This window comes from Micromonospora sp. NPDC049801 (assembly GCF_040656575.1).
In the GTDB taxonomy this organism is placed as follows: Bacteria; Actinomycetota; Actinomycetes; order Mycobacteriales; family Micromonosporaceae; genus Micromonospora.
The window spans coordinates 297,914-321,255 of record NZ_JBFAMS010000005.1; the positions used below are offsets into that span (position 1 = coordinate 297,914).

19 protein-coding genes are annotated in these 23,342 nt (G+C 72.2%); 8 read left to right on the forward strand and 11 right to left on the reverse strand.

The window, feature by feature from the left end:
* Positions 1 to 10 precede the first annotated feature (10 nt).
* Positions 11 to 1,078 carry a DUF2855 family protein gene (locus AB0I89_RS11935; protein ID WP_357124164.1) on the forward strand — a complete coding sequence of 356 codons (1,068 nt, stop codon included), beginning with the start codon at positions 11 to 13 and terminating at the stop codon, positions 1,076 to 1,078.
* A gap of 5 nt (positions 1,079 to 1,083) precedes the next feature.
* On the opposite strand, the gene AB0I89_RS11940 is transcribed toward AB0I89_RS11935, so the two are convergent.
* On the reverse strand, positions 1,084 to 1,884 hold the full coding sequence (locus tag AB0I89_RS11940) for an SDR family oxidoreductase (RefSeq protein WP_357124167.1): 801 nt from the start codon (positions 1,882 to 1,884) through the stop codon (positions 1,084 to 1,086).
* Between the two features lie 225 nt (positions 1,885 to 2,109).
* Between AB0I89_RS11940 and AB0I89_RS11945 the strand changes: the two genes are divergently transcribed.
* From AB0I89_RS11945 to AB0I89_RS11955, 3 genes are read left to right on the forward strand one after another with little or no spacing between them, the layout of a single operon-like run.
* Positions 2,110 to 3,942 carry a sigma-70 family RNA polymerase sigma factor gene (locus tag AB0I89_RS11945; protein WP_357124171.1) on the forward strand — a complete coding sequence of 611 codons (1,833 nt, stop codon included), beginning with the start codon at positions 2,110 to 2,112 and terminating at the stop codon, positions 3,940 to 3,942.
* The gene (locus tag AB0I89_RS11950; RefSeq protein WP_357124174.1) at positions 3,942 to 4,574 is read left to right on the forward strand and encodes a DUF305 domain-containing protein; all 633 of its coding nucleotides are present in this window, start codon (positions 3,942 to 3,944) and stop codon (positions 4,572 to 4,574) included. The genes AB0I89_RS11945 and AB0I89_RS11950 overlap by 1 nt, the downstream gene beginning before the upstream one ends.
* Positions 4,561 to 5,256, forward strand: a complete 696-nt coding sequence (locus tag AB0I89_RS11955; protein ID WP_357124177.1) for a hypothetical protein — start codon at positions 4,561 to 4,563, stop codon at positions 5,254 to 5,256. Before AB0I89_RS11950 ends, AB0I89_RS11955 begins: the two co-directional genes overlap by 14 nt.
* Positions 5,257 to 5,264: 8 nt before the next feature.
* Here AB0I89_RS11955 and AB0I89_RS11960 read toward each other — a convergent pair whose 3' ends face one another.
* Complete coding sequence (locus AB0I89_RS11960) at positions 5,265 to 5,822, reverse strand: GNAT family N-acetyltransferase (protein ID WP_357124180.1); 558 nt, start codon at positions 5,820 to 5,822, stop codon at positions 5,265 to 5,267.
* A 113-nt stretch (positions 5,823 to 5,935) separates the two neighbouring features.
* On the opposite strand from AB0I89_RS11960, the gene AB0I89_RS11965 reads away from it, so the two are divergent.
* Genes AB0I89_RS11965 through AB0I89_RS11975 form a run of 3 tightly spaced genes read left to right on the forward strand, consistent with a single transcriptional unit; the run spans position 5,936 to position 9,407 of the window.
* Positions 5,936 to 6,646 carry a siderophore-interacting protein gene (locus AB0I89_RS11965; protein WP_357124183.1) on the forward strand — a complete coding sequence of 237 codons (711 nt, stop codon included), beginning with the start codon at positions 5,936 to 5,938 and terminating at the stop codon, positions 6,644 to 6,646.
* Positions 6,643 to 7,899 carry an MFS transporter gene (locus tag AB0I89_RS11970; RefSeq protein ID WP_357124186.1) on the forward strand — a complete coding sequence of 419 codons (1,257 nt, stop codon included), beginning with the start codon at positions 6,643 to 6,645 and terminating at the stop codon, positions 7,897 to 7,899. Before AB0I89_RS11965 ends, AB0I89_RS11970 begins: the two co-directional genes overlap by 4 nt.
* Positions 7,896 to 9,407, forward strand: a complete 1,512-nt coding sequence (locus AB0I89_RS11975; protein ID WP_357124189.1) for an MFS transporter — start codon at positions 7,896 to 7,898, stop codon at positions 9,405 to 9,407. Before AB0I89_RS11970 ends, AB0I89_RS11975 begins: the two co-directional genes overlap by 4 nt.
* Here the strand turns inward: AB0I89_RS11975 and AB0I89_RS11980 are convergent.
* Genes AB0I89_RS11980 through AB0I89_RS11990 form a run of 3 tightly spaced genes read right to left on the reverse strand, consistent with a single transcriptional unit; the run spans position 9,404 to position 15,043 of the window.
* Positions 9,404 to 12,271 (reverse strand): FAD-binding and (Fe-S)-binding domain-containing protein, encoded by a 2,868-nt coding sequence (locus AB0I89_RS11980; RefSeq protein ID WP_357124192.1) that lies wholly within the window; start codon positions 12,269 to 12,271, stop codon positions 9,404 to 9,406. The two genes, AB0I89_RS11975 and AB0I89_RS11980, sit on opposite strands and share 4 nt — an antisense overlap.
* A 25-nt stretch (positions 12,272 to 12,296) precedes the next feature.
* Complete coding sequence (locus tag AB0I89_RS11985; protein ID WP_357124195.1) at positions 12,297 to 13,472, reverse strand: anhydro-N-acetylmuramic acid kinase; 1,176 nt, start codon at positions 13,470 to 13,472, stop codon at positions 12,297 to 12,299.
* A gap of 11 nt (positions 13,473 to 13,483) precedes the next feature.
* Positions 13,484 to 15,043 carry a sodium:solute symporter gene (locus tag AB0I89_RS11990; protein WP_357124198.1) on the reverse strand — a complete coding sequence of 520 codons (1,560 nt, stop codon included), beginning with the start codon at positions 15,041 to 15,043 and terminating at the stop codon, positions 13,484 to 13,486.
* Between the two features lie 243 nt (positions 15,044 to 15,286).
* Here AB0I89_RS11990 and murQ point away from each other — a divergent pair, with 243 nt between their 5' ends.
* Positions 15,287 to 16,180 carry an N-acetylmuramic acid 6-phosphate etherase gene (murQ, locus tag AB0I89_RS11995; protein WP_357124201.1) on the forward strand — a complete coding sequence of 298 codons (894 nt, stop codon included), beginning with the start codon at positions 15,287 to 15,289 and terminating at the stop codon, positions 16,178 to 16,180.
* Between the two features lie 21 nt (positions 16,181 to 16,201).
* Here the strand turns inward: murQ and AB0I89_RS12000 are convergent, their stop codons facing one another.
* From AB0I89_RS12000 to AB0I89_RS12025, 6 genes are all read right to left on the reverse strand, one after another.
* Positions 16,202 to 17,494 (reverse strand): GAF domain-containing protein, encoded by a 1,293-nt coding sequence (locus AB0I89_RS12000; protein WP_357124204.1) that lies wholly within the window; start codon positions 17,492 to 17,494, stop codon positions 16,202 to 16,204.
* A gap of 112 nt (positions 17,495 to 17,606) precedes the next feature.
* The gene (locus tag AB0I89_RS12005) at positions 17,607 to 17,876 is read right to left on the reverse strand and encodes a hypothetical protein (protein ID WP_357124207.1); all 270 of its coding nucleotides are present in this window, start codon (positions 17,874 to 17,876) and stop codon (positions 17,607 to 17,609) included.
* 28 nt (positions 17,877 to 17,904) lie between these two features.
* Entirely contained in the window at positions 17,905 to 19,761 is a 1,857-nt protein-coding gene (locus tag AB0I89_RS12010; protein WP_357124210.1) for a hypothetical protein, read from the reverse strand.
* Positions 19,758 to 20,081, reverse strand: coding sequence for a hypothetical protein (locus tag AB0I89_RS12015; RefSeq protein ID WP_357124213.1), 324 nt, complete (start codon positions 20,079 to 20,081; stop codon positions 19,758 to 19,760). Before AB0I89_RS12015 ends, AB0I89_RS12010 begins: the two co-directional genes overlap by 4 nt.
* Entirely contained in the window at positions 20,071 to 20,502 is a 432-nt protein-coding gene (locus AB0I89_RS12020; protein ID WP_357124216.1) for a YbaB/EbfC family nucleoid-associated protein, read from the reverse strand. Before AB0I89_RS12020 ends, AB0I89_RS12015 begins: the two co-directional genes overlap by 11 nt.
* 193 nt (positions 20,503 to 20,695) lie before the next feature.
* Complete coding sequence (locus tag AB0I89_RS12025; protein WP_357124220.1) at positions 20,696 to 23,149, reverse strand: ricin-type beta-trefoil lectin domain protein; 2,454 nt, start codon at positions 23,147 to 23,149, stop codon at positions 20,696 to 20,698.
* Between the last annotated feature and the right edge of the window lie 193 nt (positions 23,150 to 23,342).

Below are 23,342 nucleotides of genomic sequence, written 5' to 3' on the forward strand. Positions count from 1 at the left end.
GCGTCACACCATGGCTGACTCGTGGACCTTCGCCGTGGCCCGTGACGATCTCTCCCGGACCACGCTCACCGACGACGACGTGCCCGAGTTGCCCGATGGTGCGGCGCTGCTGCGCGTCGACCGCGTCGGCCTCACCGCCAACAACGTGACCTACGCGGTGCTGGGCGAGGCGATGCGCTACTGGGAGTTCTTCCCGCCCGGCCCGCGCGGGCTCGACGCGCAGTGGGGGCTCGTCCCGCTGTGGGGATTCGCCGAGGTGGTCGCGTCGACGGTCGCCGACGTCGAGGTGGGCCAACGGGTCTACGGCTATCTACCGTCCGCCGCCCACCTGGTGGTCCGGCCGGACCGGGTGGACGCGTCCGGGTTCCGCGACGCGAGCCCGCACCGCGCCGAGCTGCCCTCGCCGTACAACGCGTACCGGGCGACCAACGGCGACCCGGCCTACCAGGCCGAGCAGGATGATCTGCTGATCCTGTTCCGGCCGCTCTTCTTCACCTCCTTCATGCTGGCCGACCAGGTCGTCGACAACGACTTCTACGGCGCGCGGTCGCTGGTGCTGTCGTCGGCGTCGAGCAAGACGGCGTACGCCGCCGCGTGCGAACTGCACGGCCGCGGCGCGCGCCTGATCGGGCTCACCTCGCCCGGCAACGTCGCGTTCACGCGGTCACTGGGCTGCTACGACGACGTCGTCCCGTACGACGCGATCGACACCCTCGACGTGGTCGACACCGCGTACCTCGACCTGTCCGGCGGGCCCGCGACCCGGGCCGCGCTCCGCGAACACCTCGGCGACCGGCTCGTCCGGGACATCGCCGTCGGGCTCACCACCCAGACGCCCAACGCCGACGCCGCCGGAGAGGTCTTCTTCGCGCCCGTGCAGATGCGCAAGCGCGGTAGGGACTGGGGGCGCGACGGCCTCGACGCGCGGTTCACCGACGCCTGGCAGCGGTTCGTCCCGAAGGTGAGCGGATGGCTCGACGTGCGGGTCGGCCACGGTCCGGAGGCGCTGCGGGACGCCTGGCTCGACGTCCTCGCCGGTCGTACGCCCCCACGGGTGGGCCACGTCATCCAGCTCTAGCCGCGTTACGGCACGATGGCGTCGACGTAGCCGCCGTCGACCCGGACCGCAGCGCCCGTCGTCGCCGAGGCGAGCGGAGAGGCGAGGTACGTGACCATGTTGGCGATCTCCTCCGGCTCGATGAGCCGCTGGAGCAGCGACTGCGGCCGGTGCAGCCGCATGAACTCCCGCTGGGCCTCATCCCACGGGAGGCTGTCGCCCACCAGATCGGCGACGAGGTCCTCCACGCCGCCGGTGTGGGTCGGCCCGGCGAGCACCGAGTTGACGGTCACGCCGGTGCCGGCCGCGGCCTTCGCGAACCCGCGCGAGACGCCGAGCAGGGCGGTCTTCGAGACGCCGTAGTGGATCATTTCGGCGGGGATGACGACGGCCGAGTCACTGGCGACGTACTGCACCCGTCCCCAACCGCGGTCCATCATCGCCGGCAGGTAGGCGCGGGTCAGCCGGACACCGGCCAGCACGTTCACCTCGAAGTAGCGACGCCACTCGTCGTCCGAGATCTCCAACGGCTCGGTCGGTCCGAAGATGCCGAGGTTGTTGACCAGGATGTCGACGCTGGGCAGCAGGTCGAGCGTACGAGCCGCACCCTCGTCGGTCGACACGTCCGCGTCCACCTCGACGACCTCCGCGCCGGGGACCTCGTCGCGTAGCGCCTTCGCCGCGCGCCGCACGCTGGCGGCGGTACGGCCGTTCACGGCCACCCGCGCCCCCGCCCGGGCGAGCCCGACCGTGATGGCCGCGCCGATGCCCTGGGTCGAGCCGGTGACCAGCGCGGTCCTACCGGCAAGATCGATCTGAATCGTCATGTCCCGTCCCCGTCCTTGCGCACCGCACCCGCTTACCGCAGCCTCGACCGTAACGGTGTCGGCCGGACCCGGCAGGGTGAGTCGGACAGCTCACGCCCGACGGCCGCGGCCGGTGTCCGGTCCGAGCAGAAAACCGTAATCTGACCTGCCACCGCTCGTCTCCGATCAGGAGGCGGTCAGCGCGCACAGGCGCTGTTCGGACCGAGCGCACAAGGAGTGGAACCCATGTCGTCAGCCGGTCGGGCAGTTGCCGATCCCGGGTTGGTCGTCGCGGCGCGACAGGGCGACCGGCGCGCTCTCGACGACCTCGTGGCGGCCTCGCTTCCGCTGGTCTACAACATCGTCGGGCGCGCGCTGCGCGGTCACGCCGACGTCGACGACGTCGTCCAGGAGACTCTGGTACGGGTGATCCGGCACCTGCCCACCCTCAACGACCCGGAGGCGTACCGGTCCTGGCTGGTGGCGATCACCATCCGGCAGGTACGCGACTGGGACCAGCGCCGACGCCTCGCCCTCAACCGGGACGCCGGGCTGGACGCGATCCACAACGTGCCCGACCCCGCCTCCGACTTCGCCGGGATGACGATCCTCCGGCTCGGCCTCACCGACCAGCGACGTGAGGTCGCCGAGGCCACCCGGTGGCTCGATCCGGACGACCAGGAACTGCTGTCGCTGTGGTGGTTGGAGGAGACCGGCGAGCTGACGCGTACCGAGATCGCCGAGGCGGCGAATCTGTCGCCGGGGCACGTCGCGGTCCGCATCCACCGGATGAAGGAGCAGATCCAGAGCGCTCGCGGGGTCGTCCGCGCGCTGCACGAACGACCCGGGTGCCCGGACCTGCACGCCGTGACGGCCGAGTGGGACGGCAACCCGAGCCCGCTGTGGCGCAAGCGGTTGGGCCGACACGTCCGGGACTGTGCGTTCTGCGGTCACCTGGGCGCCGCCTTCCTGCCGATCGACCGGCTGCTCGCGGGGATGTCGCTGCTGCCGCTGCCGGCCGGCCTCAGCGCCCACCTCCCGCAGGCGACCGCGCCCATGGCCGTCGCACCGACCGTCGGGCCGTCGTCGAACGTCGCCGGCCTGGCGGCGCACGCGCCAAGTGGCCTGCTGCCGTCCCTCGCGGCTTCGGTGGCGGTGGCGGTCACCGCGGTCACCGCGTTGGTGGTGCTCCTGCCGGCTGATCCGGCCGCCGCGCCGCAGGCCACGCCCTCCTGGGCGGCGGCGCCGCCCGCCTCGCCCACCGTCGTCGCCTCGCCGAGCAAGGCGCCGTCACCGAGCGTCCGTCCGTCGCCCTCGAAGGCGCCGGTCGTGCCGGCGGTCAGCTCCGCGCGCAAGGGCGTGGGGGTGTGGAACTTCGCGGGCGCGAGTCAGGCGTTGGCCAACTCGAAGGCCGGTTGGTACTACACCTGGGGCACCCAGCATCCCGGCATCACCACTCCCAAGGGCGCGGCGTTCGTTCCCATGATCCGCAGCGCGGAGAACGTCAACGCCGGGGAGCTGGCCCGGGCCCGGGCGGCCGGGCCCTACCTGCTCGGCTTCAACGAGCCGGACCTGCCCGAGCAGGCCAACATGACCGTCGACCAGGCACTGGACCTGTGGCCGCAACTGATGGCGACCGGCAGCAAACTGAGCAGTCCGGCGGTCGCCTGGGGCGGGGCGGATCCGCAGGGTTGGCTGGGCAGGTTCATGGCCGGCGCCGAGGCCCGGGGCCACCGCGTCGACTTCATCGCCCTGCACTGGTACGGGGGCGACTTCACGACGGCCGCGGCCGTGGACCAGCTCCGGCAGTACCTGCAAGCCGTCTATCAGCGGTACAAGAAGCCGATCTGGCTGACCGAGTTCGCGCTGATCCGGTACGACGGCGGGCGTCAGGTGTTCCCCAGTCAGGAGCAGCAGGCCGCCTTCCTCACCGCGGCGACCAGCATGCTCGGCCAGCTCTCCTACGTGCAGCGGTACGCCTGGTTCGGCCTGCCCGCGACCGACAAGGACAAGTCCGGGTTGTTCAGCGACGGTTCCAAGGCGACGGCTGTCGGCCGCGCGTTCCAGGCGGCGCGCTGATGACCGGTTCCGCGCTCAAGACCCCCGCCTGGCGGATCGCCGGCGTCGCCGCGACCCTGGCCGCGACGACGTTGGCCGTCGGCCTGACCTGGAACGCGAGCCGCCCGGACCAACCCGCCGCGCCCGCGTCGTCAGCTCCCGCGCCGGCCGCGTCGGTGCTGCTCAACGGCACCGACGACGCCTTCATCCAACTGCTGCTCCCGATGGACGAGGGTGTCCTCGCGCTGATCGACCACCTCGACACCCGTCCGTCGGCGACCGACCCCGCGCTGCGCGCCATCCTCGGTGACATCCGGACGGCGCACCGGGCCGAGGCGTCGGAGCTGCGGCGTCTGCTGGCCGCCGGCAACGTCCCCGAACAGAACATCCACGAGGGGCACCAGATGCCCGGCATGGTGACGGACGACCGCCTCACCGAGCTACGCGCCGCCCCCGACGCCGAGGTGCCGTCCCGGGCCGTGGGTCTGCTCCGGGCGCATCTTGAGCAGACGGTGGTGCTGTGCCGGGGCGAGCAGAACGCCGGGGGCAGCCCGGAGGTGCGGGCGCTCGCCGGCCGGATCCAGACGACGCGGGCCGCCGAGCTGAGCGCTCTGGCGGGTCGTCCCGGCTCGACCGGCGATGCGGACCACTGACCTGTACGACACCGTCGGCGGTCCGGCGCGGGTGTCGCGGGCTGGCCATCGTGCCGCGACGACCGGGTACGCGGACAGCGTCCGGCGAGGTCGTACCGGTGGGGCAGGGTCACCCCGCCGGGGTGCCGCGACCACACCGACGGCGGGTTGGCGCGGTGGGCACCGCCGTGCCACGGGTCACGCCACCCTGGTCCGGGCGAGCGCGCTGGTGGGCCTGGGGTGGCTGCTCGCGATTCTCGCCGCGCCGCACGTCACCCTCTCCCCGGGCGGGCGGATGCTCGCCCTCTTCTGCCACCTGACCTGCCTGGTGGTGGGCTTCGGCGCGGTGTTGACGGTGGACTGGTTCAGCCTGCGCTGGCTGTTGCGTCGCGAACCGCTCGACGCCGTGCTGAACGCGGCACGGGCGGCTCACCCGCTCATCTGGCTGGGCCTCGTCGGTCTGGTGGTCAGCGGCGCGGCGTTGGGACCGGACACGTCCTCCGCGCTGGTGTGGGTCAAGCTGGTCGCGGTGCTCGTGGTCGGCCTCAACGGACTCTTCCTCGGCCGGGTACGGGATCGACTCGTCGCGGTCCAGGACGGCCCACGCTGGTCCGCTCTGCTGCCCGGCGTCGCCGCCGCCCTCACCTCCCAGCTCGGCTGGTGGGCCGCGACGCTGATCGGCTTCCTCAGCGCGAATCGCTGATCCGGTGGTCAGCCGGCCGGGTGGTCGGCCTCGAAGCGGGACCGGGTGAGGAACGCGAGCTGGGCGCGCTTGTCCGGCATGTCGATCTCGGCGTCGAAGGTGAACCCCTCGATCTCCAGGCGGCGCAGCGCGAGGTGGTTGCGGACGTCCGGCTCGACGACGATCCGCCGCGCGGCCGGGTCGCGGAACAGGAACCGCGCCAGGGCCGGACCGACCGCGTCGGTGAGACCACGGGCGAGGTGCCGGGCCGGGCTGAGCAGCAGGTGCATCCCGATGTCGCCGGGCTGTACGGCGTACCGCTCGCCGACCGGGTCCGCCTCGGGCTGATAGGTCTGGAACAGGCCGACCGGCTCCCCGTCGACGCGGATCAGGTACGCGTGGTGCGTGGGCAGGCCTTCGACGAAGGTGTAGATCTCGCGGACCTGGTCGAGGGTGTGTGTCCCCATGCCCCAGAACGAGTTCCGGGGCAGCGTGACCCAGCGGTGCAGGAGCGCCGCGTCCCGGTCGGGCGCCACGGGCGTCAGCGTGAGCTCGCCGAGGCCGGTGATCTTCTCCTGGTATGTCATGTCGTGCTCCTTTGCTGCTGCGGGCTGGGATGGCGCGAGGGGGACGCGCGTTCCGCCTGCGGCGAAGGTAGGTTAGCCTGCCCTAACAAAGGTTCGCCTTACCTGGAGGGTGCGTGAAGCGGAACTGGGAAGCCCTGGTCCTCAAGGCCATGGGAGGCCGGGACTTTCAGTTGACGGTGCGGGCCACCGAGTCGGTGGACGGGCACTACCAGCGGCTGCTCCTGGACGACGGCGGCCTGCTGGCGGCGTGCGGCGTCCACCCCACGATGTGGGTCCGACTGTGGTTCGACAACGACGGGCGGGCGCACCAGCGGGCGTACACGCTCGTCGACCCCGACCCGGCCACCGGCCGGTTCAGCCTCGAATTCGCCATCCATGACGGCTGCGCCGCCCGCTGGGCGACCTCGGCGCGGGTGGGCGACACCATCGTCGCCACCGTGCAGGGCAGCGCCTTCGCACTGCCCGACCCCGCGCCGGAGCACCTCTACCTCGTCGGCGACGCGGCCTCCCTGCCGGCGGTCAACAGCCTGCTCGACGCCGGTGCCGACATCCCGGCGACGATCTGGCTCGAGTACGCCCACGAGGGCGAGAAGGCCCTCGCGCCGCGCGCCCGGGCGCACCACGACGTGACCTGGGTGCCCCGGGACGCCGACGGCCAGCACCTCGTCGACACCGTCCGCTCCGATCTGCCGGCCAACGACGCGGCCCACTACTGGGTCGCCTGCGAGGCGGCCACCACCCGGGGCATCACCCGGCACATCCGCCGGACGCTGGGCGTGGACAAGGACCGGCTGACCTCGCTCGGCTACTGGAGAGCCCCGTGAGAGGCCGGCTCGGCACCCTCACCGCGCTGTACGTCACGCAGTACCTCGGCATCGGCTTCATCACCGTCGGACTGACCGCCATCCTGCGCGACGGCGGCACCTCGCTGGACACCCTCGCGCTGCTCCAGGTCGTCGGCGTGATCTGGCCCGTCAAGTTCCTCTGGGCGCCGATCCTCGACCGGTACGGCTCCCGTCGGCACGGCCACTACCGATCCTGGCTGCTCGTCCTCCAGAGCGCCCTGGTGTTGGCCCTGCTGGCCCTGCTGCCGTTTCCCCGTCCGGCCGACGCGCTCGGTCCGGTCATCGCGATCTGCGCCGCGTACGTCTTCTTCTCCGCCACCCAGGACATCGCCGTGGACGCCGTCGCCGTGCGGATGCTCCACGAGGCGGACCGGGGGACCGGCAACGGCATCCAGGTGGCGGCGAGCTACCTCGGCAACCTGCTCGGCGGCGGCGCCTGCGTACTGGTCTACGACCGGTTCGGCTGGGTGCCGGCGGTCGGCCTGCTGGCCGCGATGACCGCGGTCGGGCTGCTGGTGGTGTGGCGGTTCGCCGAGCCGGCCCGTACCGATCGGGTCGACCGCGTCGGTACCGCCTACCGGGCGCTGCTGTCGGTGTTCGGCCAGCCCGGCTGCCGGCGGTGGACCTTCGGCGTCGTGCCACTGGTCTACGTCGGCGCGGGCATGGCGTACGCGCTGGTCACGCCCGCCCTGGTGGACGCGGGATGGTCGTTGGGCCGGATCGGGGTGGTGACCGGTGTGGTGACCAGCGCGCCGGCCATCGTGGCCGGGCTGGTCGCCGGGGTCGGCGTCGGCCGGTTCGGTCGCGGCACCATGCTCGTGGCCGGCGGGGTGGCCCTCGTGGTGTCGACGACGATGCTGCTGCCGTTGCTGAACGGCCGTGCCCCGCTGGGCGGGACCGTCATCGCCCTCTGCTGCTTCATGGTGGCCTACACGATCGCCAACGTCGTGCTCTACACGGTCAACATGGACTATTCGCGGCCGGGAACCGGTGGCACCGATTTCACCGTCCTGTCGTCGTTCGGCCTGGTGTGCTCGTTCGGCGCCTCCTCGCTGGGCCTGGCGGCCGCGGACCGGGTCGGCTACCCGCCGGTGGCGGTCGCCGCCGTCGTGCTGGTGGCCGCCGGGGTCGCCCTCGGTCTGGCGCACCAGCGTCGGTTCCCGCGCACACCCCACGCCGCCTCCGAACCGGCTACCGAGCGCAGGTCGACCGGCGTACGGGCGGCGGTGTGACGCTCACCCAGCCGGTCACCGCTCCCACGGCGTCGGCCCGACCACCACACCGCTGGCTCGTCCTGGCCGTGCTCTGCGTCGCCCAGCTCGTCGTGGTGCTGGACAACACGGTGCTGACCGTGGCGGTGCCGGTGCTCACCAGCGAGCTGGGCGCCAGCACCGCCGACGCGCAGTGGATGATCAACGCGTACGCCCTGGCCCTGTCGGGGCTGCTGCTCACGGCCGGCGCGGCCGCGGACCGGTACGGGCGACGCCGGATGCTGCTCGCCGGGCTCGTCCTGTTCGGACTCGGCTCGCTGGCGGCGGGCCTCGCGAGCAGCAGCGGTCAGTTGATCGCCGCACGGGCGGGGATGGGCGTCGGCGGGGCGCTGCTGGTCACGTCGACGCTCGCGGTGGCGATGCAGGTCTTCGACGGGCCCGAACGCTCCCGCGCCATCGGCATCTGGGCCGCCACCAGCGCGTTCGGCTTCGCGGTCGGGCCGCCGATCGGTGGCACCATCCTGGCCCACCTGCCGTGGGGTGCCATCTTCCTGCTGAACGTCCCCATCGTGCTGGTCTGCCTGCTCGTCGGGCGGGCGCTCGTTCCCGAGTCCCGTGGCACGACCGGGGGCCGGCTCGACGGGTGGGGCGCGACGCTCTCCACCGCGGGGCTGACCGCGGTCGTCTTCGCGATCATCGCCGGGCCGGAGCGGGGTTGGGCCTCGACCGAGGTGGTCGGTACGGCGGGTGCCGGCGTACTCCTGCTCGGCTGGTTCGTCCGCTGGGAGCGGCGGATCGCCCACCCCATGCTGGACCTGCACTTCTTCCGGAACCGGCAGTTCGTCGGCGCGGTGTCCGGGGTCGTCCTGGTCACCTTCGGGGCGACCGGCGCGCTGTTCCTGCTGACCCAGCACCTCCAGTTCGTCCGTGGCTATCCGGCCTGGGAGGCGGGCCTGCGCATGGCCCCCTTCGCGCTGTCCATCGTGCTGCTCAACGTCAGCGGGGTGGCGGCCGCCGTGATCCGTCGTCTCGGGCTGGCCGCCGCCATCGCCGTCGGCATGACCCTGCTCGCGGCCGGCCTCGCGGCGGTGACCCTCCGGTCGGACGACGGGTACGGGGTGCTGCTCGCTGGCCTGCTCGTCATGGGCGTCGGCTGCGCGCTGGCCAACCCGGCGATCGTGGAGGCGGTGATGAGCGCGATCCCGGCCGAGAAGGCCGGCGCCGGCGCCGGAGTGGACGGGACCATGACCGAGGTCGGCAGCAGCCTCGGCATCGCCGTACTCGGCGCGGTCCTGAACGCTCGGTTCGCGGCGCTGCTGCCCGCCGCGCTGGCCGGCGCGGACTCGTTCCCGGCGGCGCTCGCCGCCGCGCGGGAGGGACCGCAGCGGGCGGCCGTGACCACCGCCTTCGCCTCCGCGCTGGAGACCGGGCAACTGGTCGGCGCCGCTGCGGTACTGGCTGGTGGTCTGCTCGCCGCCGCACTGCTGCGCCGCGCGCACACCGCCCGGACGCCGACGGCCGGCGGCTAGGCCGGCGGCTCGACCGCCTCGGCGAGCACCTCCAGCACGTGCCGGTACGGCTGCCCGGTGGCCCGACTCATGCCCATCTCGCAGGTGCGGTTGCAGGAGGCGTACGCGTCGTGCGGGCGCTCGTTGACCTCGGCGGCCTGGGCCGCGGTCGCGCCGGCGGTGACCTCGGGGTGCAGCAGTCCCCGGTCACCCGCGAAGGCGCAGCAGCCCCAACTGTCCGGCACGGTCACCGTGTCGGCGACCGCCCGAGCCACCGTGTGCAGGTCGTCGACGCCGTCGAGGTGCACGGTCGAGCAGGTGGGGTGCAGCGCGAGCGAACCGAGTCGCCGGGCCTCGGGCAGCGCCGGCAGCAGGTGCCGCGCGGTGAAGGTGACACTGTCGACGAAGCGCAGCCCGGCGTACCGCGCCCGGTCTTCCTCGGCGAGCGCGGCGGTCAACTGGGCGAGACCGTGGGTACAGGACGACGCGTCGCACACGACGGGCAGCCGGCCGTGGTCGCTGGCGGCCCAGAGCACGGCCAGGGTGCGCTCGGCCATCTCGCGGTGCCCGGCCGGGTAGCCCTTGGACTGCCAGGGCGTCCCGCAGCACAGACCCGCCGTGCCGGCCGGTACGACCACCGGCACCCCGGCCAGGTCACACAGGCGCAGGAACGCCGCCGCCGAGCCGCCGGACGGACCGTCCTGGGCCGCGAAGACGCTGCCGATGCAGGCCGCGAAGAACACCGCCTGGGCGTCCGGCGCGCTGCGCGGCGTCGGACGGGACGCGCCGGCCCGGGGGATGTCGTCGCTCCACTGTGGTACGAGTTCGGTGCCGCCGAGGGACCGGAGCACCCCGGTAGCGGCGCGGACCACCGGCGTCGGGGTGACGTGCGCAGCGTTCAGCCCGACCCGGACACCGGTCACGGCGGCCTTCCAGTGCCGCGCCACACCGGCTGCGGTGCGCTGCGCGCGCGGGCTGTGCCGCTCGGCGCGCAGCCGCTTCATCGCGGCTCCGGTGTCGATGCCGACCGGGCAGGCGGTGACGCAGAGGCTGTCGGCGGCGCAGGTGTCCACCGCCGCGTACGCGTAGTCGTCGGTCAACTCCCGGCGGCGCTCCTCGTCACCGGCGGCGGTGGCGAGGGCGATCTGCCGTTGCAGCACGATGCGCTGCCGGGGCGTGGTGGTGACGTCGGCGGTGGGGCAGACCGGCTCGCAGTAGCCGCACTCCACGCAGGCGTCCAACTCCTCGTCGACCGTCGGGACGGCCTTGAGCTGCCGCAGGTGCACGCTCGGGTCGTCGTTGAGCAGCACGCCCGGGTTGAGCAGGCCGCTCGGGTCGCACAGCCGCTTCAGTTCGCGCATGACGTCGTACAGCTCGTCGCCGTACTGCCGGCGGACGAAGGGCGCCATGGCCCGGCCGGTGCCGTGTTCGGCCTTGAGGGTGCCGCCCTCGGCGAGCACGAGGTCGACCATGTCGTCGGTGAACCGCGCGTAGCGGTCGATCTCGGCCGGCGTGTCGAAGGACTGGGTGAGCATGAAGTGCAGGTTGCCGTCGCGCGCGTGTCCGAAGATCACCGCGTCGGCGTACCCGTGCCGCTCGAACAGGTCGATCAGGCCGTCGCAGGTGCCGGTCAGGCGGGGCATCGGCACCGCGATGTCCTCCAGCAGGGCCGTGGTGCCGGGTGGTCGGGCCCCGGCGACCGCCGTGTAGAGGCCCTTGCGCAGGTGCCAGAGCTTGGCCCGCTCGCGCGGGTCACGGGTCAGCTCGGTGCCGGTGACGGCCGGCAGCCGGTCGAGCACTCGCCGGGCGTCGGCGAGCGTCGCGGCCAGGTGCTCCGCGCTGTCCTCGGCGAACTCCACCAGCAGCGCCGCGTGACCGGTGACGGTCAGCCCGCGCAGGGTCGCGCTCGCGCCGGGGTCGCGCTGGCTGACCCGCAGCGCGGCCGCGTCCAGCAGCTCGGCGGTACGCGCGCCGGCGGCGAGCAGGGCGGGCAGCGCGTCGGTGGCGTCGGTGAGACCGGGCAGGATGAGCAGCCCGGTGGCGGCATGGGGGTGGATCTCGACGGTGCGGAAGACGGCCTCGGCCACGAAGCCGAGGGTGCCCTCGCTGCCGATCATCAGGTGGGCGAGCATGTCAACCGGGCTGCTGTGGTCGAGCAGCGAGTTCAGTCCGTACCCCATGGTGTTCTTCATCGCGAACAGCCGCTCGACGGTGGCCCGCGAGCCGGGGTCGGACCGCACCCGGTCGCGCAGCCGCAGCAGCCCGGCGTGCAGCTCGGGTTCGGCGGCCCGCAGCCGCTCGTCGGCGTCGCGGGCGGCGGAGTCGACGACCGTGCCGGACGGCAGCACGAAACGTAGCGACTCCATCGTGCGGTACGCGTTGTCGGTGGTACCGCAGGTCATCCCGCTGGAGTTGTTGGCCACCATGCCGCCCACCGTGCAGGCGGCCTCGCTGGCCGGGTCCGGGCCGAGCCGCCGGCCGTAGCGGGCCAGCCGGGCGTTGGCCTGCCGGATCGTCAGCCCCGGCTGGAGCCGGATGCGCCGCCCGTCGTCGAGGACCTCCGCGTCGCGCCAGTCGGTGCGCACGTCGACCAGGACCCCCGCGCCGCCGGCCTGCCCGGCGAGGCTGGTGCCGCCGCCGCGCAGGGTCAGCGGCACCCCGGCCTCGCGGGCGCCGGCCATCAGCGCGCCCACCTCGGCCGCCGAGGCGGCGCGGACCACCGCCTGCGGCTCGAACAGGTACGGCGAGGCGTCGTGCGCCGCCGCGAGCCGCCGGGGCAGCTCGGCGCTGGCCCGGCTCGGGTCGTCGAGGCGGGAGCGCAGCAGGTCGGCGACCTCGCGGGCGCGGACGCCGGCGGCGGTCGGCGCGGGTACGACGGTGCTCATGGGCGGATCCTCCCGTGCGGGGCGGTCAGTCGGACGCGACGATCAGCAGCCTGGTCGGGGCGGTGCCGCCCGGCGCGGGTAGCCGCAGCGGCTCGCGGCCGGGGGTGATGCTGCCGAGCACCGAAGCGTGCCGCGCGCCGGTGCCCGAGGGCAGGGTGCCCGGCAGCCCGTGCACGGTCAGGTAGCCCAGCAGCGCGAACGCCAGCGCCTCCTTGGCGTCCGACGGGACACCCACCTCGTCGCTGGACGTCAGGTCGACGCCCGGCAGCTCGTCGACGAGCATGCCCATCAGCGTGGGGTTGTGCGCCCCGCCGCCGGAGACCACGAGCCGGGTGACGCCGTGCGCGCGGCAGGCGTCGGCCACCGTGACCGCCGTCAGCCGGGTGAGCGTGGCCAGCACGTCCCGCGAATCCGGGGTGGGCACGTCGGCCAGGGCGGCGAGCAGGTACGGCAGGTGGAACAGCTCCTTGCCGGTGCTCTTCGGGCCGGGCAGCCGGTAGTACGGCTCGTCGAGCAGCCGCCGCAGCAGCGCCGGGCTCACCTGCCCGGCGGCTGCCCCGCGCCCGTCCCGGTCGTACTCCTCGACGCCGCCGCTGAAGTGGCGTACGGCGGCGTCGAGAAGCGCGTTGGCCGGTCCGGTGTCGAACGCGAGAGGGTCGGCGTCCGGTGCGACGACCGTGATGTTGGCGATCCCGCCCAGGTTGAGGGCGGCCGGGATGCCCGGCAGACCGCGCAGCAGCAGCGTGTCGAAGAGGGCGACGAGCGGTGCGCCCTGGCCGCCGGCCGCGACGTCGCGGCTGCGCAGATCGGCCACGACCGGAAGTCCGGTGGCCTCGGCGATCCAGGCCGGCTGACCCAGTTGCAGGGTGCCCCGGACCGTGCCGTCCTCGACCCAGTGGTGCATGGTCTGGCCGTGTGAGACGACCAGGTCGGCCCGCCCCTCGCACAGCTCGGCGAGGGCTCGCGTGCCGGCTGCGGCGAACGCCCGGCCGATGCCGGTGTCCAGCACGCAGATCGCCTCGGTGGTGGTCGGCGCGGGTGGCAGGGCGGCGGCGATCCGGGCCCGCAGCTCGTCCGGGTACGGGTGGCTGAGCCGGCCCAGCGGGCGCATCCGCAGGGTGTCGCCGGTCAGCTCGAACTCCGCGGCGGCGGCTTCGATGCCGTCGTACGAGGTGCCGGACATCAGGCCGATCACGCGCATGGCGGTCTCCTTCATGCCCGGCCCACGGGTGCCGCCGTTGTCTCGTCGTCATCGTCGACGCGGCTGTGGTCGTACGGCGTCGGGGCCGGGTGGAACCAGCTCGACACCACGCCGACGGCCAGGGTGATCAGCACGCCGATCGGCACCAGCCACTGGGCGGCGATGGCGGTCGCGGTGGTGGTGCCGGCCGTCGTCACATCGATCTTGACGTAGCGGACGATGTACGTCATCACCGAGATCGTGACGAGGAACGCGATCACCGCGTCGACCTGGTTGGCCCGCTTCACGAGGCGGCCGAGCAGGAACGCGCCGAGCAGCGCTCCGTAGGTGTAGCCGGCGATGGTCAGACCGGTCAGGTAGACGTTTCCGGTGCTGGAGCTGAACGCGCAGGCGAAGATCGCCATCAGCACCGCCCAGACCAGGGTCATCACCCGGGCGAGCCGGAGCATGGCGTCGTCCGACGGGACCTTCTTGAAGAAGCTGTGGATGAAGTCGGCGACCGTGGAGTTCGACATCGAGTTCAGCGCCGACGACAGCGACCCCATCGCCGCGCCGAGGATGCCGGCGACCAGCAAGCCCGAGATGCCCACCGGCAGGGCGTGCAGGATGAAGTTCGGGTACAGGTTGTCGGTGCTGTTCAGGCCCAGCTCCTTGAAGGTCTGGCCCTTGTTGTACGACCAGAGCAGCGCGCCGACCAGCGAGAACGCCGCGAACTGGATGACCACGAAGATGCCCGAGGAGACCATCGCCAACTGGCCCTCGCGCAGCGTGCGGGTCGACAGGATGCGCTGGACGATGAGCTGGTCCGACCCGTGGCTGGCCATCGCGAAGATGGCGCCACCGATGATCGCGGTCGGCAGCGCGAACGGGCTGGTGAGCACGTGCGCGAGGTCGAAGTTGGTGTCGAAGAGCTGGAACTTGCCGGCGTCCAACGCCTGCGAGTAGCCGTCGAACCCGATGGCGTGGCTGAGCACCGCGACGGCCAGGATCGCCCCGCCGAGGTAGAGGCCCATCTGGATGGCGTCGGTCCAGATGACCGCCTTGATGCCACCGAGGTAGGTGTAGACCACCGTGATCAGTGTCAGCACGATGATGATCGCCTGGTAGCCGACGTTCAGCCCGAACTCGTCGAGGAGCAGCTTGATCGGGATGGCCGAGGCGAACAGTCGTACGCCCTCGGCGAGCAGGCGGGTGAAGACGAAGGTGATCGACGCCAGGCCCTGGAGTTTCAGGCCGAACCGCTCACCGAGGTACTGGTAGGCGCTGACGAAGCCACCCCGCTTGTAGAGCGGGATGAGCACCGCGGCCACGATCACGCGGCCGATCACGTAGCCGAGGGCCAGTTCGACGTTGCCGAAGCCCTGACTGCTGTACGCGCCGCCGGGCACGCTGATCACCGTGAGAACGCTCGTCTCGGTGGCGACCACGGAGAACGAGACGGTCCACCAGGGCAGTTTTCCCTCGCCCACGAAGTAGTCCTTGGACGACTTCTGTTTACCGGACAGGCGTAGTCCGACGGCGGCGATCACCACGAGGTACAGCACGATCACGACAAGGTCGAGTTGACGCACGGTTCACTCCCAACCAGCGGGGTTGTCAATAAGTGACGTTGGCCCACACTAACCCGAAACTTTTTGCCAGTGCCCGTCCGGTCTGGTTACGCTGTGGTCTCAGCCTGCCGATACGGGGCGGACGCGAGGCCCAAACGGTGCGTTGCCGGCGGATTCTCAACGATCTGGCGCGCGTCGCCGAACTGGTCAGGGAGCACTCGCCCGGTCGGCGACTGAGTCACCAGCGAGAGGAACGAACACCCCGTGGACCTCAGCACCCTCGGCACCGAGACCCGCAACGACAACACCACCGACCTCGACCGCATGTCGCCCACCGAGATGCTCCTCGCCATGAACGACGAGGACCACACGGTCGCGGACGCCGTCCGCCGGGCCGTGCCGGACATCGCGGCCGCCGTCGACGTCGTCGTGGCCTCGCTGCGCCGAGGCGGTCGGTTGATCTACCTGGGCGCCGGCACCAGCGGCCGGATCGGCATGCTCGACGCCGTCGAGTGCCCACCGACCTTCGGTACGTCGCCCGAGCGGGTCGTCGGTCTGCTCGCCGGCGGGGCGGGAGCGTTCGGCGTCGCCGTCGAGGGCGCGGAGGACGACCCGGACCGTGCCGTCGCCGATCTCGACGCGATCGGGGTCAGCGACCGCGACACGGTGGTGGGGCTCGCGGCCAGCGGTCGTACCCCGTATGTGGTGGGTGGGTTGGCGCACGCCCGCGCGCGGGGGGCGAGCACCGTCTCCGTCGCCTGCAACACCGACGCGGTGATCAGCCGGCACGCCGACGTCGCCATCGAGGTGCCCACCGGCCCCGAGGTGCTCACCGGCTCGACCCGGCTCAAGGCCGGCACCGCCGAGAAGCTCGTCTGCAACATGCTCTCGACCGCCACGATGGCCCGGCTCGGCAAGGTCTACGGCAACCTGATGGTGGACATGAACGCCACCAACGCCAAGCTCGTCGACCGGGCGCGTCGCATCGTCGCCGAGGCCGCCGACACCGATCTCGACACGGCCGCGGAGGCGCTGGCCGCGGCGCACGGCCATGCCAAGACGGCCATCGTGCTGCTGCTCGCGCACTGCACCGCTGAGGAGGCCGCGGCACGGCTGCGCGAGGCCGACGACGACGTCCGGGCGGCCGTCGCGGCCTGACCGGCCGTCGCGCCGGGGCGGTCAGCGGTTGACGTACGCGGCGAGGCCGCCGAGTTCCTCGTTGGCGATGAACACCGACCGCACGTTGAGGATGGCCTCCTCCACGTGCGTGTCGCAGCCCCAGGCCGAGTCGCCCCACGAATCGGCGATCTTGATCCTGGCGGGTGCGGAGCAGCCCTGGACCCCGCCGAGCTGGCAGTGCTCCGGATGCGGTCGGGCGGCCTGGGCGGCCGCGGCGTTACGCATCCGCTCGGTGAGCTCCGCGGCGGCGGCCGCACGCTGCTCCGCCTCGGCGCGCAACTGCCGCTCCGCGCGCACCGCCTTCGCCAGCTCCTCGTGGGCCGCCCTGGCGCGGGCCTCGGCGGCCGTCTTCGCCTGCTCGACGTGGTGACGCTCGATGGCCAGGGCCGCCGTGTCGGCGAAGACCCGGGCCAGGGCCAGGTCGGTGTCCTGCGGGACGCGCGGCGTGCGGTGGTACATGGCGAAGGTGCCCAACAGGCCGCCGTCGCGGGCCAGAATCGGCATCGACCAGCAGGCGGCGAGACCGGCCCGCTCCGCCAGCTCCCGGAAGTCCGCCCAGAAGGGGTCGGTGGCGATGTCGGTGACGATGACCGGCTCCCGCCGGTAGGCGGCGGTGCCGCACGAGCCGACACCCTCGCCGGTGGCGATCCCGTCGATGGCCTGGTTGTAGAACTCGGGCAGGCTCGGCGCGGCCCCGTGGCGCAGGTGCCGGCCGTCCTCGTCGGCGAGCAGCACGGAGACGAGCACCTGCTCGGGCGTCAGATCCTCGATGCAGCGGGCCATCCCGTCCAGCACCTCGGTCAGCGGCGCCTGACGGGCGATCTGCTCCAGCAGGGCGCGGTGCTCGACCATCAACCGCTGGGCGTGCTTGACCTGGGTGATCTCCACGCCGATCACCCGGATCCCGGTCACCGTGCCGTCGGCGTCGCGGCGCGGCTCGTAGGTGAAGTCGAAGAACGCCTCCCGCGCGTGCGGGCCGACGCCGAGCATGATCCGGGCGTCCCGACCGGTGTACGGCTCGCCCGTGCGGTAGACCTCGTCCAGCAGGTCGAGGAAGCCCTGACCGGCCAACTCGGGCAGCAGCTCGGCGACCGTGATCCCGGTGCGGGCGCGTTCGGAACCGATGGCGGCGAAGAACGCCGGGTTCGCCGCCTCCACCACGTGCGTGGGCCCCCCGAGGGACGCGAACACCGCGATGGACTGCCCGAACAGCGCCCGCAGATCCTCCTGCGCCGCCTGTCCGGCGTCCGAAGACCGTACGGCGGTCGCCCGCTGGTTCGGTACCGCCGTCATGCTGTGGTCGCCTCTCTCCGGTACGGCTTCCGTCGCTGCACCGCTGGATCGCGGTCCACTCACCCCGGCCAGGATACGAAGAGGGCCGCGAAGCCGCCGGGCAGGGCGCGGATCAGTCGCTCTCGTCCACGAACTTGTAGTAGCTCGCGCGGAATCGTTGCAGCAGCGCGCGCATGAACTCCGGGCCGGCCTCCGGCGACACCCGGTGCGCGCCGGCCGGCACGCCGTTGTCGTAGAAGTCCTGTGCGACTGCACCCCACTCCGGATCGAGAATGGTCAGCGACACCGGTTGGCCGGGCTGCCAATTGAACTCGGCCACCCGATGTTTCGTGTGCTTGGCGAACGTGTACAGCGCCACCCTGGTCGCCGCCTGCTCGGTCATTCCTGCCTCCTGGTTCACTGCGGCTCACTCACCACGGGCTCGGCGGGCGGAAGGCGTTCCACGCCTCGCCCGTGATCGTGCCCCGGGCACGGATCTCGTTGAAGCGGTCCATCGCACCGGACAGCGCCTGCTCACTCAGGCCGGTGCCGCGCAGCCGCTCGGCCAGCGCCGCCGGGTCGGTGTCCTGGAGCCGGGCCATCGTCTCCGGGCTCAGCGGCCGGTTCATCTGCTGCGTCACGAAGTCCGAGCGCAACGGTTCGGCGTTCGACTCGGGGAACGAGTAACCGTGGTCGATGGCGACCAGCCGGCCGTCGGGTCCGGTCAGGTAGTTGAGCATGTGCCGGTCGGTGTTGCCGCTGATGTAGTCGAGGACCGCCATCCGCTCGCCCTCGACGGCCGAATAGGCGTTGGTCGGGCGGCCCGGGGTCGTGTTCTCCACGAACTCCTGCATCGACCCGGCCCCGTGCGGTCCGTCCCAGCGTGCCGTCGTCGGCACCAGGCCGAAGCCCAGATCCTCGTCCAGGCGCGAGGCGGCGACCTCACGCGGGGCCAACTCGTTCTCCGGGATGGACGAACGCACCTGGACGAACTCGTTCTCCGGCACGTTCGGCTTGTAGACGCCGTGCGTACCGTCGGTGAACGTGACCTCGTACGCGTCGTTGACGTGTCCGCCGGGGTCGAGTTCGGTCATGCTGTGTACCTCTCTGCCGAGCAGCCGCAACTCGGCCTCGCTCGCGTGATCAGGCGTCAGCGGATCGGCGTTGGAGCCGGAGTCCGGCGCGGCATTCCCGTCGGGGTCCGTCGGCTCTTCACCACCGTGCGACGTGCCACCGTCGTGCGACGTGCCACCGTCGTGGCCCGGTCCGCCGCCGCCTGGCCCGCCCCCGCCTGGCCCGCCCCCGCCTGGCCCGCCGCCGCCCGGTCCGCCGCCGCCCGGTCCGCCGCCGCCCGGTCCGCCGCCGGCTGGCCCCGGCCCGCGGTCGACGTCGGGTGGCCAGTCGTCCTGCCGGGCCCACGGCGGCGGCTGGCCGCCGCCCGCCGGGTCGGTGTAGCCGCGCGCGCCCGGACCGGGGGCCGGCATGTCGGTGGAGCGCGACCCGCCCGGGGTACGCCGCAGGCCCCGCAACGCCGTGCGCAGGGCGTCGAGCAGTTCGCCGAGCTTGGAGAGGATTGGCCGCAGGCGGCTGACGCTGCGGGCCAGCGCCGTGAGGAGCCCGGAAACCTTGGCGGCCCACTTGGCGACGAGCGAGGAGACCTGCGCGGCGACCAGGGGAGTGGCCGCGCCCAGGGTCAGGCCGGCCTCGGCGAGCCACACCCACAGCCGGACGGCGAGGACCGAGACGAAGTCGGCGATGAGGTCCCGGACCAGTTCCCGGACCAGCGCCACCAGCAGGCCCGCGCCCTCGACGACGGTGCCGATCAGATCGGTGGCGTCCGCCAGGCCGGCGAGATGACGCAGGTGCTGGTCGCTGTAGCGGCGGTACGCCTCGGACGCGGGGCCCGTCCAGGTGGCGATCTCGGTCCGGACCGCCTCGGACAGGGCGGTGGCCTGGTCGCTGACCTGCCGGGAGACGTTGTGCCACGTCTGCGCGTACGCGGTGATCTGGTCCGGGTCGCCGGCCAGCCAGTCGAGGGCGTCGGAGAGTGGCTTGACGTGCTCGATGAGCCAGGCCACCCCCCACGAGACGATCGAACCGATCGGGTCGACGCAGGTCGCCAGCACCTCCATCGACGTACCGAAGCCGCCGATGGTCAGGTCGACCCAGGAGCCGCTCTCGATGCCGTTGCGCAGGTCGACCAGGCTCTCGACGAGCCCGAGGCCGCTGTACGAGGTGGTGGTGTCCTGCCGGGCAGCGATCAGCGGGTTCGCGACGTCGGTGCTCACCGGTGCATCCGCCCGAGGGAGGCGGAGATCGTCGCGTCGGTGTCGTGGTAGGCGTCCACCGTCTCGTCGAGCGCCCCGGCCGCGCTGTGCAACGCCTCCTGCGCCGCCGCGAGCGCCTCGGCGGCCGGGCCCTGGAGGAAGTCCAGCAGGAAGGGGAGCGCCTGACAGACGGGCAGGTGCCCGTACGCGTCGGCACCCATCCGCACGTACGCGGCCGCGTCGTGTGCGATGCCGATTCCCGTGGAGATCCGGTCGACGGAACGGGCGTGTGTGCTCACCGCCGCCGTGGTGACCTCGAAGCCGGCTGCCTCAGCGCCCACGGTCACCCCACGGGCCGTACCCCTGCTCGTCCTCCTCGGGCACCTCCGGGAAGCGCGACTCGTAGCTGCCCACGACGGCGCGGGCGGTCTCGGAGTCGGCGCCGACGGTCTCGGCGGCCGCCTCGGCCACCTGCGGCGTCAACCGGCCCTGCGCCCGGCGCATCACGGCCAGCACCTCGGCGGCGATCTCGTCCGCCCGCCAGCGCAGCACCCGGTCGTCGAGCCGCAGGTCGGTCATGGCGCCGGACGCGGCGACGGTGACCTGGACCGCGCCGTCCGCGCCCTCGGCGGTCGCCGACATCGCCGCCACGCGCTCCGACAACTCGTGCGCACGGGCGGCCCGCTCGGAGATGCCCGCCGCCCAGGAAGCGACGAAGTCTTCGGTCGCCGCGCCGAAGTCCGCGTTCGGGAACTGCGCCATCAGACCTCCCCCGGGTGACCACCGCCGGCCGCACCCGGGGTCGGCCCGAGGCGGCGCAGCCAGCACACGATACGCCCTCACTCTCCGACGTGGAGCCCGCGCCGTCCGCCCGAACGGCGACTCCCGGCCGCTCGGGTGAGCGGCCGGGAGCCATCGATCGGGGGTACGGGTCTGGCGTGGACCCGCTACCCGCTCAGCCGCGGATCCACTGCTGGTTGCTGCCGCCGGTGCACGTCCAGATCTGCACGGCGGTGCCGTTGGCCGTGCCCGCGCCGTTGACGTCCAGGCAGAGCCCCGAGGCGACGCCGGTGATCGTGCCGTCGCCGTTGACGCGCCACTGCTGGCCGCCGCCGCCGTTGCAGGTCATGATCCGCGCGCGGCTCCCCGTCGAGCTGCTGGCCACGTCGAGGCACTTGTTGCCGTAGACGGTGAGCTGGTTGCTGCTGGTGAGCGTCCACTGCTGGTTCGCGCCGCTGTTGCAGTCCCAGATCTGCACGACCGCGCCGTCGGCCTGGCTCTGGCCGTTGACGTCCAGGCACCGGTTGGAGCCCGCGCCCCGGATCGTGCCGGTCGCACCCGGTTCACCGGAGTTGCCGACCGGCGTGACGGAGAGGTTGTCGAACTGGGCGCTGACTCCCTGACCCGTGCCGTAACCGATCTGGCCGGCGACCCAGGTCGAGTCGGAGGCCGTGCCGACGGTGGTGCCGTCGATGCTCGCCGTGAGGGTGCTCCCGTTGAGCGTCAACGCCAGGGTGTGCCAGCGCCCGGTGCCCAGCGCCGAGGTGTTCCCGCTGGCCAGCGTGCGCCAGTTGCCGCTGGTGTTGTTGCTCCGGATCGACCACGCGCCACCGTCGGTCACCCGGAAGTAGTAGCCGTTCAGGTTCTGCGGCCCCTGGTGGTTGTACGTGTTCGCCCGCCCGATGAGCTGCGCGTAGCCGGACTTCTCCAGCATGACGTCGGAGGAGAGCGTGTAGTTACGCCAGCTCAGGTCACCCAACAGCGTGTACGGCTCGGCCTGGCCGGACGTCCAGAAGATCGGCGTCTGCTCCGACATCTGCCGGACGCACCGGCCCGAGTGGCCGCCCCCGCAGGCCGCGATCTCGAACGAACCCTGCTGGTCCATCAGGTACTTGGCCTCACGCCCGACGTCGTAGCTGTCGAACGTGTCGCTGTACGGCAGCTTCAGGGTGCCCTGCGCGGGGCTGGTCGCCGTGCTCTTGCCCTGCCCGCTGGTGGTGGTGATGCTGTAGACGTAGCCGGGCTGGACGGTGAGCGAGAAACGCCCGCCGCTCGGCGTGAGGTCGCTGCCCCGCACGAAGTGGTCGGCGCTGTTGTTCGACCTGACGTTCGTGGCCCAGACGTGGACGGTGCCGGTGGACAGTCCGCCGGTGACGGTGAAGTCGAGGGTCTGCGCCGATCCGGCGTCCATCGTCTCGATGATGGTGCTGTAGTCGCTGTTGTTGGTGGACTTCAGCGACACGTAGCTGCCGTTGTTGCGGTTGCCGCCGAGGTAGCCGCTCGAAGAGTCGAGGTAGCGCCAGCCCGGGGCGGTGAACTGCGTCGTCTGTGCCATCACCCAGGTGCTCTTGCCGATCGAGTAGGCGCCGGACCAGGGCTGCTGGGCCACCGCCACGCCCGTGGTCGCCCACGGGATGTTGGGGGTGATGGCGGCGATGGCGGGCCAGTTGATGTAGCCGGTCATCTTGCCGTCGATGTAGCCACGGTTGATGCCCCGGGCGAGCGCCTGCGCGCCGGCGTTGTAGTCGTCGGAGCCGTTCTCGCTGGCCCAGAGCGCCTTGCCGGTGGATATCGCGTTGTTGGAGCTGGGGCAGCTGCTCTGGGCGCTGCGGTAGCCGCAGACGTAGTGGCTGCCGAAGACCTGTACGGCGTTGGCGAACGCCGGATCGCGCAGCGACTCGTCGGCGGCGCCCCAGCCGAAGTCGTCCGAGGCAACGATCTTGACGTTGCTGTAGCCGCGGGAGTTCAGGGTGGACCGCAGGTTCTTGTACCAGGTGGCGTTGTAGCCCTTCTCGTTCCATCCGCCGAGGTAGTTGATGGTCAGCCCGTGGGTGCCCGCGCAGTCCAGCCAGGCGACCAGGTACTCGATCGAGTCGTTGGACCAGAAGTTGCCGTTGCCGATCCAGCCCGGGGCTCCCCACGCCAGGCCCGCCAGGGCGATGTTGGGGTTGCGCGTCCGCGCCTGCTCCATCAGCCACCACTCGTAGCCCCGGTTGCAGTTGATGCTGCCCCGGGTGTGCTCGTGACTGGGCTCCGCGCCGGAGGTCGAGTTCGTGTCGCCGCCGATCTCCGTCTTCAGCAGCTGCATCGCAGCGCCACGGCCCGGCTTGAACAGGTAGTCCAGGATGTCACTGCGCTGCGGTTCCGGGTAGTCGATCAGAAGTCTGCTGTTGCCACCGCCGCCACTGACCGCGCCGATCCCGTCGAGCGCCCGTCCACCGGACCCGCCGTTGATCGTGATGGCGGTCGCCGCCTGAGCGGGGGAGGCGACGACGGTCAGTACGGCTGCCGCCCCGACGAGCGCCCCCACCAGGGCGGCCGTTAACCGACGTGGACGTCGCGTGTGTCGCCATGACCGGCGTCGTGCCGCCTCGCCGGCACCGCGCCGCCGACTCTCTCTACCGAACATCTGATTCGCCTCCCGGACCGTCCCGACACCCGAAGCCGTACGGCAGGTTGTCGAGCTGTCGCAAGGCGCTGGGGCCGATGATCGAAGATCGTTGATGAGCAGACGTCGTATGTTAAGCACCGCATGGATCGCCGGTCAATGCCACTACTACGCTCAATTACCGCCATTTGCATCGACGGACTTCGCGCAGAGA

What these genes read in the sequence shown, in the direction of transcription:
- AB0I89_RS11960 (WP_357124180.1), bottom strand. Translation starts at nt 5,822, where the DNA reads ATGACATACCAGGAGAAGATCACCGGCCTCGGCGAGCTCACGCTGACG.
- AB0I89_RS11950 (WP_357124174.1), top strand. Translation starts at nt 3,942, where the DNA reads ATGACCGGTTCCGCGCTCAAGACCCCCGCCTGGCGGATCGCCGGCGTC.
- AB0I89_RS12020 (WP_357124216.1), bottom strand. Translation starts at nt 20,502, where the DNA reads ATGGCGCAGTTCCCGAACGCGGACTTCGGCGCGGCGACCGAAGACTTC.
- AB0I89_RS12000 (WP_357124204.1), bottom strand. Translation starts at nt 17,494, where the DNA reads ATGACGGCGGTACCGAACCAGCGGGCGACCGCCGTACGGTCTTCGGAC.
- AB0I89_RS11980 (WP_357124192.1), bottom strand. Translation starts at nt 12,271, where the DNA reads ATGAGCACCGTCGTACCCGCGCCGACCGCCGCCGGCGTCCGCGCCCGC.
- AB0I89_RS11945 (WP_357124171.1), top strand. Translation starts at nt 2,110, where the DNA reads ATGTCGTCAGCCGGTCGGGCAGTTGCCGATCCCGGGTTGGTCGTCGCG.
- AB0I89_RS12025 (WP_357124220.1), bottom strand. Translation starts at nt 23,149, where the DNA reads ATGTTCGGTAGAGAGAGTCGGCGGCGCGGTGCCGGCGAGGCGGCACGA.
- AB0I89_RS12005 (WP_357124207.1), bottom strand. Translation starts at nt 17,876, where the DNA reads ATGACCGAGCAGGCGGCGACCAGGGTGGCGCTGTACACGTTCGCCAAG.
- AB0I89_RS11985 (WP_357124195.1), bottom strand. Translation starts at nt 13,472, where the DNA reads ATGCGCGTGATCGGCCTGATGTCCGGCACCTCGTACGACGGCATCGAA.
- AB0I89_RS11935 (WP_357124164.1), top strand. Translation starts at nt 11, where the DNA reads ATGGCTGACTCGTGGACCTTCGCCGTGGCCCGTGACGATCTCTCCCGG.
- AB0I89_RS11955 (WP_357124177.1), top strand. Translation starts at nt 4,561, where the DNA reads ATGCGGACCACTGACCTGTACGACACCGTCGGCGGTCCGGCGCGGGTG.
- AB0I89_RS11940 (WP_357124167.1), bottom strand. Translation starts at nt 1,884, where the DNA reads ATGACGATTCAGATCGATCTTGCCGGTAGGACCGCGCTGGTCACCGGC.